Origin of the sequence: Halarsenatibacter silvermanii (genome assembly GCF_900103135.1) — a bacterium.
GTDB classification, from domain to species: domain Bacteria; phylum Bacillota; class Halanaerobiia; order Halanaerobiales; family Halarsenatibacteraceae; genus Halarsenatibacter; species Halarsenatibacter silvermanii.
Genome location: NZ_FNGO01000038.1, coordinates 1 through 11,661 on the forward strand (window position 1 = coordinate 1; position 11,661 = coordinate 11,661).

9 protein-coding genes are annotated in these 11,661 nt (G+C 34.0%); 5 read left to right on the forward strand and 4 right to left on the reverse strand.

Going from position 1 to position 11,661, the window contains the following annotated elements:
• The first annotated feature begins 11 nt into the window (after nucleotides 1-11).
• The 5 genes from BLT15_RS13785 to BLT15_RS12335 all read left to right on the forward strand — a co-directional run bounded on the left by BLT15_RS13785 (nucleotide 12) and on the right by BLT15_RS12335 (nucleotide 7,005).
• Nucleotides 12-113 carry a hypothetical protein gene (locus tag BLT15_RS13785; RefSeq protein WP_345788697.1) on the forward strand — a complete coding sequence of 34 codons (102 nt, stop codon included), beginning with the start codon at nucleotides 12-14 and terminating at the stop codon, nucleotides 111-113.
• Between the two features lie 753 nt (nucleotides 114-866).
• A complete protein-coding gene (locus BLT15_RS12320) occupies nucleotides 867-2,459 on the forward strand; it encodes an IS1634 family transposase (RefSeq protein ID WP_234985623.1) in 1,593 nt (530 codons plus the stop codon).
• Nucleotides 2,460-3,086: 627 nt separating this feature from the next.
• Nucleotides 3,087-4,058, forward strand: coding sequence for an aldo/keto reductase (locus tag BLT15_RS12325; RefSeq protein WP_089762263.1), 972 nt, complete (start codon nucleotides 3,087-3,089; stop codon nucleotides 4,056-4,058).
• Nucleotides 4,059-4,554: 496 nt separating this feature from the next.
• Nucleotides 4,555-5,301, forward strand: a complete 747-nt coding sequence (locus tag BLT15_RS12330) for a response regulator (RefSeq protein WP_089762265.1) — start codon at nucleotides 4,555-4,557, stop codon at nucleotides 5,299-5,301.
• A 102-nt stretch (nucleotides 5,302-5,403) separates the two neighbouring features.
• Nucleotides 5,404-7,005 (forward strand): ATP-binding protein, encoded by a 1,602-nt coding sequence (locus tag BLT15_RS12335; protein ID WP_089762267.1) that lies wholly within the window; start codon nucleotides 5,404-5,406, stop codon nucleotides 7,003-7,005.
• A gap of 582 nt (nucleotides 7,006-7,587) precedes the next feature.
• Here the strand turns inward: BLT15_RS12335 and BLT15_RS12340 are convergent.
• The 4 genes from BLT15_RS12340 to BLT15_RS12355 all read right to left on the reverse strand — a co-directional run.
• Complete coding sequence (locus BLT15_RS12340) at nucleotides 7,588-7,914, reverse strand: DUF4387 domain-containing protein (RefSeq protein WP_089762268.1); 327 nt, start codon at nucleotides 7,912-7,914, stop codon at nucleotides 7,588-7,590.
• Between the two features lies 1 nt (nucleotide 7,915).
• On the reverse strand, nucleotides 7,916-9,283 hold the full coding sequence (locus tag BLT15_RS12345) for an acyclic terpene utilization AtuA family protein (RefSeq protein ID WP_089762270.1): 1,368 nt from the start codon (nucleotides 9,281-9,283) through the stop codon (nucleotides 7,916-7,918).
• A 138-nt stretch (nucleotides 9,284-9,421) separates the two neighbouring features.
• Nucleotides 9,422-10,753, reverse strand: coding sequence for a 2-hydroxycarboxylate transporter family protein (locus BLT15_RS12350; RefSeq protein WP_089762272.1), 1,332 nt, complete (start codon nucleotides 10,751-10,753; stop codon nucleotides 9,422-9,424).
• 467 nt (nucleotides 10,754-11,220) lie between these two features.
• Nucleotides 11,221-11,661: tyrosine-type recombinase/integrase (locus BLT15_RS12355; RefSeq protein WP_089762274.1), on the reverse strand; the 441-nt coding region annotated here is incomplete at its 5' end.

The window sequence follows — 11,661 nt, forward strand, 5'->3', positions numbered from 1 at the left end:
CAACAGCTCTTTTGGATCGTGTGGTTCACCATGCTCATATCCTTACTTTTACAGGAAAAAGCTACCGCTTTCAGCAGGCTATGGCCAGGAAAAACAAAAACAAAGAAGAATAAGCAATTTACATTTTTTGGTTACCCTTCTTTAAAGAAGGGTAACCGCTCCCAACCCGGACAACCGCACAACCATAAAGTCAAAACCAACATCAATACATTACCTGGGATGCTATGTAATTTTTAGTTTCCACACTCTGTACTTTTTATTTGCCAAACACAACTATGTAACATTTATTTTTGTGAGAAATTAGCTCATCATCCTTATTATATCAAATAAGAAGAGTAAAATTAGACAATTATTTAGATTTTATCGCAAGGTCAAACCTTGATTAACTGCTCAACAACGTACAACTAGTATTAAAAGCTTAACAGGACGCCGAAATTTTCTGAATATAGTTTAATAAATTTTTAAAGGAATTTTACAATAATATCTTTAAGTAAATATATACAAGACGAGACAAGGTTTAAGTATGCTAAAATTACAACGAACAAGAAAAGTAAATAAATAATTAATATAAGTTTTCTGGTTATATAATAAAATTTGAATTGAAAATCCTAAAAACATTGAGATTTTATGTTAAATGGAAGTTTAAGCAGTTTTGATCTTTTTTCGTCATATAGCTTGACTTTAACACCAGATAGCCGATTTTAGGGTGTCCACCCCCGATGATCCCCGGCAGCATGGGCTCGGGTTTTTAGAATCTCGCTAAAACATGGTGCCAAAAAATATAATATTACTTCATATTAACCCTTGCACTATATAATTATTGGTGATATTATTAAAAGTGCCAAGGGGGTGGATTAAAATTGTTCGTGCGAACTAAGAAAGTTAAGACTGGTGGCAAAACATATGAATACTATCAGATAGTCAAAAACACCTATAAAAACGGACAGTCCCGACAGAAGGTAATCTGCACACTGGGCAGTGTTGATGATTATGACCCCGAATTTGCTGATGAGCTGGCCGATACTTTATCGGAATTTACAGGCAAGGTAACGGTCCTAAGCTCTATGGATGATTGTCACCATATCTGGTCGAAAGAGTACGGCAGTGTATATGTGCTGGAAAAACTGTGGGAAGAACTAAAATTAACCGATATTCTCAGCACCTACCTTCAGGGCCGTGATTTTGAATTCGAAGTCATCTCCGCCATCAAAGCTATGGTCTTCAATAGATGCATCGCTGCTGAGAGCAAGCGTTCAACTTTTGACTGGATGAATAAAGATGTCCACCTCCCGGCAACAGAAGATTTAGAATTACATCACCTCTATCGCTCTCTGGATTTTCTTATTGAAAACAAAGAAAAGATTGAAAACAAAATCTATGACAATCTAAAGAATCTTTTCAACCTCGATGTAACGGTTGTCTTCTATGATTGCAGTTTAATTGACATGTATGGTGAGACACCTGAGTTAATACAATACAGTCGCAAGGGCAAACCCCAGGCACTTTTGAGTTTTGTTCTGAGCAGAGATGGTCTGCCCATAAGTCACAATTTACTGCCCGGTAATACCATGGATATCAATACCGTTATCGATGCCATGCAGGATCTAAAAAAGCGATACTCCATCGGCAAATGCATCTTTGTCGGTGATAGGGGTATGGTAAGCCGGGAAAAATTGGATGCACTTGAAGACATGAACTTTGATTTTATTGTCGGCGTCAAATCCAACCAGTGGAAAGAAGTCAAAGAAGAAGTTCTTACCACCAGAGGTCGTTATTCAAAAGTATCCGATAATCTTAAGGTAAAACAGAAAGAGATAGACGGTTATCGTTATATTATCTGTTACAATCCTGACCAGGCTGAACGAGACAGAAAAATTAGAGAATCCGTAATTGAGTCTTTAGAAGAAGAAATCGAAGGCCTGGATCCGGATTCCAAAAAAGCTGCCGAACTATATGGCCATAAATACAAGCGTCGCTTTTTACGCAAACTCAAAGACGGTACTCTCAAAATTGATAGAATGCAGATACGAAAGGATGAAAAATTAGACGGCAAGTATATTCTCTATACCTCCACCGATGAAGATGAACTGGATAAAGAAGAGATAGCCTCTACCTACAAAAAACTTAGCAATATTGAACGCTCTTTCCGCTCCTTAAAAAGCTTACAGCAAATGGAACCTGTCTATCATCATGCTGACCGCCGCATAGAAGCACATGTATTTATCTGTATCCTGGCCCATCTTTTAGAGCGGCTTATGGAAAAGAAGTTCACTAAAGAGAATCTGGACATGACTGCTGCTAAAGCTTTTGAGCATCTAAGCAGAATGAAACTTACCAAGACGGAGCTAAGGGACAAAAAGTTTTTAATTAGAACCGATACCACAGATGAGATGAACAAAGTCTTTAAAGCCCTGCACTATCAGCATCCCAAGCGGGTTCAGCATATCACAGAGGGCTAAAAAAGCTGGTGCCAAAATTTTAGGAGAGGTATGCCCTTTTTGCTCTTAGCTCAGGAATCTTTGGCACCGGTGGTGTTAAAGTCAAGTATAGATGTTTCTAAAAAACCGCTTTCAGCTTATTTTGTAGATTAGAAAAGTAAATTATATTGAAAAATCCGTAAATCATAAATATAATCTTTCAGCGAAAATACTGGAATGAAAATAGAAATTTAGATTTTAAATTAAACATAATACTCTTATAAGAACAAAGTATTTCTTAAAAATCTTTGCTTCTGACTATTTATATTTGTTCTGACTTGATTTTCCCTTGGATTTATTTTTTTGCAATTGTTTTGACAACAGAGGTTTCGCTTGCTCTAACAATGTCTGGTGGAAGTGTCAGTTTTAAATCATAGAATCTGGTTAATTATGTTTGACATATGTAAAATGATAATGACTTTTGAATTATTATAAAATTGGCCATTCGAGTAGGGTTAAAAACATATACCGTAGTGTTCTCGGTTTAATTATTGCTCTTTAGGCTTTAACTATACCCATTTGAATTACAACTTTTTTTATATGGGGCTTCCGCCCCTTCCTTAATTTTTAAATATTTATTCATTATAAATAAAATAGGGGGAAAAATTTATGGACTATTGTGTTGTGGGGGAAACAGGTATAAAGGTTTCAGAGTTGTGCATGGGAACTATGTCTTTTGGAGATATAGCTGATAAAGAAACTTCCAAAAAAATATTTAAAAGGTGTCGAGAAGCTGGCATCAATTTTTTTGATACTGCTGATTCTTACAGTAATGGTCGTGCCGAAGAGATTTTAGGTGAATGCATAGAAGGGTGTAGAGAAGACCTTGTCCTAACTTCCAAAGTATATAATCCTACCAGAGAGGATATCAATGCCCGCGGACTTTCCAGAAGACACATTATGGAGGCAGTAGAAGCCAGCCTGAAAAGGTTGGGAACTGACTATATCGATTTTTATTTCTGTCATCAATTTGATTCCAGGACAGCCATAGAAGAAACTCTGCGAGCTATGGATGATCTGGTGAGGCAGGGCAAAATTCTTTATCCAGCAGCCAGCAACTGGGCAGCCTGGCAGATTGAAAAGGCTCTGGGAATATCGCGCGAGAAAAATTTGGCCCGCTTTGAATGCATACAGCCCATGTATAACCTGGTAAAAAAACAGGCGGAAGTAGAAATACTGCCAATGGCTCAGGAGGAAAACCTGGGTGTAATAACCTACAGTCTTCTGGGGGCGGGTTTGCTGACAGGCAAATATAACAAAGATAATAAACCTCCCAAAGGCAGGCTGATTGATAACAATATGTATACTAGGCGATACAGCAGAAATTTTTATTTTGAGGTTGCTCAGAATTTTATTGAACATGCCCGGAAACAGGGCGTCAATCCCGTGGCCCTGGCTGTAGCCTGGGTCAAATCCCATCCCGGAGTCACAGCCCCCATTATAGGAGCAAGAAATGTGGAGCAGTTGGAAGATTCGTTAGCAACTGTTGACATCAATATGACAGAAAAATGGCGACAGCAAATTTCAAAACTGTCATTTACCCCGCCGCCGGCTACAGACCGACTGGAAGAAATCAAATAGAGGAGGGTTTTCATGCGCAGCGATAGAATTAGAAAAGGTGTTGAACGTACTCCCCACAGGAGTTTATTAAAAGCCTGTGGATATTCTGATCAGAAAATTTCTCAAACCTCTCATCGGAGTGGTTAATTGAAGAGTAAATGTTATTATCTAAAATTATATTGTTGATGATTAGTTAGAGGACACTATGTAAAGTTTTAGAAAGGCAATCTATAAGGGAAGCGTTTATCTTTTAAAATCTGAGACTTTGAAAAAACTTTTCAATTAAAAATCAACTAGGTAATTTTGACCACACCTCCTGTTCTTTGAAGGATTAAACCTAGAAAAAGGGGGAAATGAGAAACACAAACTAGTTTTAAGGGAATATTATTTTGTGTGCTTTTATAAGTAAAGTGTTTTATAAAAGGGATAACGATATTACGAATACTTTTTGCTATCTTTTTAGTGGTTAAACCTAAACAAAATTAATGTAATTTTTTAATTTATCAGGGGGGGTTCCATGAGTAAATTTAAAGTAGGTATTATTGAAGATGACCCGATGGTAGCTCATATAAACGAAGAATACACAAAAAGACTTAATGGTTTTACAGTAAAAAAAACAAAAACTTTAGAAGACATGAAAAAACAGCTTAACTATAAAAATTTTATAAAGGGATTAGATATTATATTATTAGATATTTATCTACCTGGCAGAAATGGAGATGAAATTTTAAGAGAAATCAGAAAGTTAGATCAAGATGTTTATATAATAATAATAACTGCTTCAGAAGATACTAATATAGTTAATAAATGTTTGAATTTAGGTATAACCGATTATTTAATAAAACCATTTAAATTTGAAAGATTTAAAAAAGCTTTTGAGAAAGTCATAAATGAAAACAGAAAAATTAAACAAAAAGAACGTTTTACTCAAGAAGATATCGATCAAATAATTTATCACCAAGACAAGGATTCTTCTCTTGAGAATGTTAGTATTGAAGAAAGTTTACCAAAAGGATTAAGTGAAACCACTCTAAAGAAAATTATGTGTTACTTGAAAAAAAATAAAGGCAAAAAATATATTTCTGAAGAAATCTCTGAATTTTTGGGGTTTTCAAGGGTGACAGTCCAGCGTTATTTAAATTATCTAGAATCACAAGGAGTTGTCAAAATTAAAACGGAGTATGGTAGTGTCGGGCGTCCTAAACATTATTACATATACGATCCCACGACAAAAAATCCTCTTAACCGGGAATTCCAAACTTAAATTAAATTTTATTTAGTTCTAAAACCTCTGTTAATAGGACTATTATGGGCTTTTCATAATAGCTTGCTATCTAACCAAACGGAGGGCAAGGGGGATTTATATTTGTTAGAAAAGATAAGTTTAAAACTAAAAATATCATTGTTAACTATTACAATAATTTGTATTATTTTAATTGCGGTAGGATATATAACAATTTCCTTTACAAGAAACATACATTTAAATAGACTCCAAGAAAATACTATGGATTTAGCTCAATCTGTATCAAAAATACCAGAGATACAAAATAGTCTTAAAAATAATAAGTCGACTGAAATACAAAATATAGCTGATAATATTAGAAGTAATACCAATGCAGATTTTGTAGTTATTATTGATATGGAGGGACGACGATATTCTCATCCATATAGAGATAGAATAGGGAAAGAGATAGTTGGAGGGGATGAAACAAAAGTATTAGAAGAAGGAAGTTCATATATATCTAGGGCAAAAGGGACATTAGGGGAATCCCAAAGAGCCTTTGTTCCAATATTTCACGAAGGAGAGCAAGTTGGAGCTGTAGTAACAGGCATATTAATGGAGGAAATAAATCAAAAAATAGCTCTAGTGACTGAAAGAATTTTGATAGCTTTACTAGTAGGGGTGATTTTAGGTATATTAGGGGCTATCGTATTAGCTAACAATATTAAAAAAAGTATTTTTGGACTTGAACCTTATCAAATAGCTAGAATTTTAGAAGAAAAAAATATTATAATAGATTCAATAAGAGAAGGAATTATAGCTATAAATGAAGAAGGAAGGGTCTCACTTATAAATAAAAAGGCTAAAAATATATTAAAATTAAAAAAAGAAGTGGTTTTAAATAAAAAAATTAAAAATATTATTCCTGATTTCAATTTGACGGATGTCCTTAAAACTAAACGCAAAAAGCTTGATAAAGAACAGAAAGTCAATGATACACTAATATTAACAAACCAACTTCCTATAAATACTGAACAAGGAATAAAAGGAGCGGTTGTTACTTTTAGAGAAAAAAATGAGGTTCAAAAAATGGCTCAAAGATTGACAAGAACGAAAAAATTAACTTCTTCTCTTAGGAGCCAAAATCATGAATTTATGAATAAATTACATGTTATATCTGGTTTAATCCAATTAGGGGAAAATGATCGAGCTTTAAACTTTATAAATAATTTTATTTCTGATCAAAAAGAAACCACAAGAAAAGTAATTGATAATATTAAAGTTGATGAAATTGCTGGATTGTTAATTGGGAAATATAATAAATCAAAAGAAAGAAATGTAAAATTTCAATTTGATTCAAGGAGCAACTTAGAAGGCCCTTATAATTCAGATGTTACAAATAGATTAATTTCAATACTAGGCAATTTAATTGATAATGGCTTAGAAAGTATTAAGCAAGATTTTGAAGAGAGGAAGCTGTATGTAGGTATTTTCGAAAAAGAAAGGGAAATAAAAATTTTAGTTGAAGACTCAGGTGTGGGGATAAAAGGAAATGAAGCAAAAGCTTTCGAAAAAGGGTATACAACCAAAAAAGGGTCCCGTGGGATAGGGTTGTCTTTAGTTAAAGAAAACATAGATATTTTAGATGGCACTATTGATATAGATTCTGAAAAGAATAATGGCACTAGCGTTACAATCAAGATTCCCAAAACTAATATGCTTACAGGAAACAATTATGAAAAATAGGTTGAAATTGTTCTTTTTAAATTTATCGACAAGTAGCTTGATATTTATAAATGAAAGTATATCTACAAAAAGAGAAATTGATTGTTATCTTTTATAAGCAATATTTGACTTTTTCAACTTTAAAAGTATCATACATGGTATCCATAAATTTAATATGCTTTTAAATTGATATTATTTAGCATGTTTTTCTTTTTTTGCTTTATTTTTTCTTCACAGAAATTTTTGGCCAACTCATATTTGTTTTGGCCTTTTCGTTGTTGACAACGTCCTTCTTCATATTCAGTTTGCTCTTGAGTTTTCGAGTACAAAAAAAATTGGAGAGGCCGTTTTGAACTTTTAATTTATAAAATCTAAGCCCTTTACGCGTGATGTAATAACTACCGGTAATCGCCTAGATAGATATAGGATTGGTTATCTTCGAGAGCAAAGCTTCTATCATAGACGATTGTAATCTTTGCTTAACGCCCTAAGCTATTTTTAATTTTTAAATTGAAGATAAGTTATCCTGATTTGAAGTATGTATGCTAGAAAGGCTTCCGGTACCGGAAGCCTTTCTAATTTTTTGGGAGCAAAGATTAAACATTAATCTTCAAACGGAATTTCTATATTTAATAAAGGAGCATGTTGTTGAGCACCATAAACATCAGTTTCTTTCCAAGAACCTGATGCCCAAGGCCTTAATATTGTAATTTTTATTGCTTTTGCTGGGTCGTATGGAATAATAGAAACTATTTTATCTTCTGAAATACCATAGAGGTTTGATATTTTTTCTTTATTAATTATATTTAGATTTTTGACAAGTTCATAATTGCTAAATTCTTTAAAAATAAGATCAAAAGTCAATTGATATGGTCCAGCATTTTTACTTCTGATTACATTTGTTAATTCTGAAATATTTTTCTTTGACATTTTAACTACCCCCTCCTATACTTTTTACTTCTATAGAAAATGGTTTGCAAGGGTCTTCTATTTTAGCAAGATGGTAAAGACTGAATTCATATACCTTTCCAGTTTTAATATCGGACGGAGAATATGGAAAAGCTAAATTTCCAGCAGTGGCCATTCTTCCTGGATAACCATAATGTAACATTGTACTTCTTGCGAAACTACAAATAGTATTAGCTAATTTTTGTGTATCGGCTACTATTTCAATAATTACACCAAGTTCATGAGAAGTTATTTCAGATTGGGGTTCAAGCTCTCCCATTACACCATTTTTCCCATACAACCTGAATTTAGTTTTATAACTTTCCTCTGGTATATCTTCAAAATTATCTCTAATCTCACTTACTATATGCTCAGTAATATCATCAATTTGATTAATCATTATTGGATCTCTAATACCGGCAATTGAAATAGTTCTATAGCCTACTTTTTTTGCCCCTTCAAGTTTTATATATAATTCTTTAGGTTCAAATTTAGAACCTGAAACCCTTACAGTTCTTTCATCAATATTTTCATATTTACATTTTTCTAAATTAACTTCTCCTCCTGGTTCATATAATCTAAGCGGATTTGTTTTTTCATATAAAGCTTCAGCAGCCACAGATAAAGTGGTACATTTTCTGTCAGGATTAGTTGGTTTTATTTCAAAACAATCATTTTTTAAAATTCCAAACATACAATCCTTTCCACTGCCAGGGTCTGCGGCTATTGCAGCACATTCAAGAATTTTACCCAAATGTATTGATAAACCTTTTGGAAAACCATTTTTTATTCCCATAGCAGCAAAAACCGCAGGATCATTAGCCCTCCCTGCCAAAATTACATCTGCTTCATCTAGTGCATTTTCAATGGGTTCCGTTCCCATTTGTGCTACAATTCTATTTGAATTTTTTACCTCTTCTTTAGAAAGGGGAGGGGCACCAGTCATAGGTTTGATATAATCATTATCAATTTTTTCTTCAACCCAATCTTTAGATATGTCTGCAAAAATATTTGCCATTTTAAAATTCAAGTTATTTTCTTTGGCTACTTCCCTAATTATATCTTCACACCAATTTACATGAGGTTTAGCTCCTGCTCCCCCGGCACTACCTATTATAAAGGGGATATTTTTTTCATCTATAGCTTTTAAGATTATTGTCAAATCTCTTTTAACAGCTTTTTTGTCTGTGAATGAGATGCCTTCCCCAAGATAATATGGTCCCGCATCGGTAGAACCAGCATCTACAGCAATAAAATCAGGTTCTAATTCCATTCCCTTTTCGAAAGATTTTTTAGGGAAACCATAACCCAAAATTCCAGTTGGTGATAATACTCTTAGTTCATTATTCATATATTTTACCCCCAAATTTATTCTTGTTATCAGTTGATTTTACTTTTACTTCAAGACAAATTTGCCACCTTCCATTAGTCATAAGGAAGGTGGCATTTTTAACTAATTGGGTTAAAATCTATCTCTTGTATAAATTTATCACAAAAATTGCGCTAATAAGCTTATTGATAATTGGCCTAATAAAAGCATAATTGCTCCGCCGATTCTTGAAGCTATCTGGGCAAAAGGCATAAGTTCCATTCTTTTAGCTCCAGCCAGTACTGCTATATCTCCAGAGCCTCCCATATTTGCCATGCATAAACCACCAGTCAGGGCAGATTCAATCGGATACAGTTTAAATAATTTACCAATTAAAGCTGCTCCCAATCCTGCTCCTCCAACAGTTAATAATGCTAAAAATAGATATTGGAGAGTAAGAGTTTCTACTAAAGTATCAAGTTCAAAATGAACCATACCTACACCTAATAAAAGAGGTCCATAAAAACCTGTTGCGATAAATTGATAAAAATGGCCTGCACTTTGCTCTGCTTCATCTGGGAGAATATTTGCAAACTTTATTGCTGCTGTCAAAATAATCATTAAGGCAAAATAATGTATTGGAATTAAAGCTTCAAGTAAAAATCCAGCTACAAGTAATACTACAGCAATAGTCCATCCCTGAACAATAGTTTTGTCAGTTAATTTTACTTTTATTTCTTCAATACCTCCTTCAGGAGTCCATCTTTCTTTAGGCATTAGTAATCCGTCGCCAGATAAGTTTGGATAAGTTTGTCCCAACCTATTTAAAACAGCTCCAATGACTATAGCAATAATATTTCCAATGACTACAGCCGGAATTAGCATGGAGAATATTTGATCAAAACCCATATCAGTTGCACCAGCATATATTTCGCTCATTGGAATAGCCCCAGCACCAAGTCCTCCACCTTGGATCGGATTTACTACTGTTAGTATTGCTCTAAATCCTCCATATCCAATTAAAGTTCCTCCTATAAATGTTATTACATATGCAAAAATTAAACCCCCAGCCAAAGCTGGCACATATAAAGGTAATGCTTTAACCAAATATTCACGAGGCATAGATAGAATACTGCCAGCAATTAATGCTGCTATACACCATACTAGCATATTAGTGGGAGCATGGTAGAAACCACTTATAGTCTCGTATGAAGCTTCAGGGATTATTTCAAAAAAGTCCATAACCCCTCCTACAACAAGGCAGAGAATCAGCCCTCCCCCCAACCAGTCTTTCCATATTGGAATTCTATCTCCAATAAAAACTAAAAATCCGGCTATTACCAAGAGGAAAGCTGTTCCCCCAACCATATTGTCTGGTAACATTTCCGTAAAAGTAGCAAGTAAAACTACAATTATTAGAGGCAGATATACCTTTAAAGGTATTCCATATGAAATAGTTTGGTTCCATAGATTTTCATCCTTTGTTTCTACTTTTTGTTTGTTATTTTCCATAATATCCCCCCAAAATATTAAAAATTATTTGAATGTATCTTCATTTTAATTATAGCAAGAATAACCCAATAATCAATAATTTTTAAATATATTAAATAAATATATTATTTTGTACATAAACAATCCAATAAAGTACAAATAACTTCGATGAGTTTAGTCAAGTCTGCCCCGTTTCTAACAAATCAAACAGATAGAGATATTGATTTTGTAGCCTCAGGAAGCTTGAGCTTTAATTTTCTATGCAGCCCCTTTCTCCTTCATAATAATTACTCATAAAAAACCTATCCGCTTATAATTCCATACGATGTGATCATACTACAACCTACAGAAAAGATTTAACTCTAACTGCCGATAGATGAACTGTAATAATCTCTCCTTCGTTTTATCAGTGCTTTTTCAATCTTAATATTGGATCCCAGCACCAGAAGAGATATAAATACCTTTATTGTCTCGGTACTTGATATATTTTAATCTCTTTCTCCAGCCCGAAAACTCTTCATTGCCTCCTCCATCTCCTCATCTACTATATGAGTGTATATCTGCGTGGTGGAAATATCCGCATGCCCCAATGCCTTCTGCACCAGCCTCAAATTTTTGGTCCGACGGTAAAGATCAGTCGCAAATGTGTGCCGGAAAGTATGCGGGCTTACATCTTTCTCAGTTATCCCCGCTTTCTCAGAATAGTTATATACCATCGACCTTACATTCCTGGGATCTAATTGATTGGCCGTTTTGGTAGTAAAAACTAAATCCACTTCCTCATTCAGTTTTTCATTCTGACTCCGCCGCCAGCTCTTAAGCTTTTCTAAAGTATCTTCATTCAGCCAGACAATTCTTCCCTTTTCGTTTTTGCTTTCCTTGATTTTAATCTCGCCCGTCTGCAAATTTACATCCTGCCAGGGGAGATT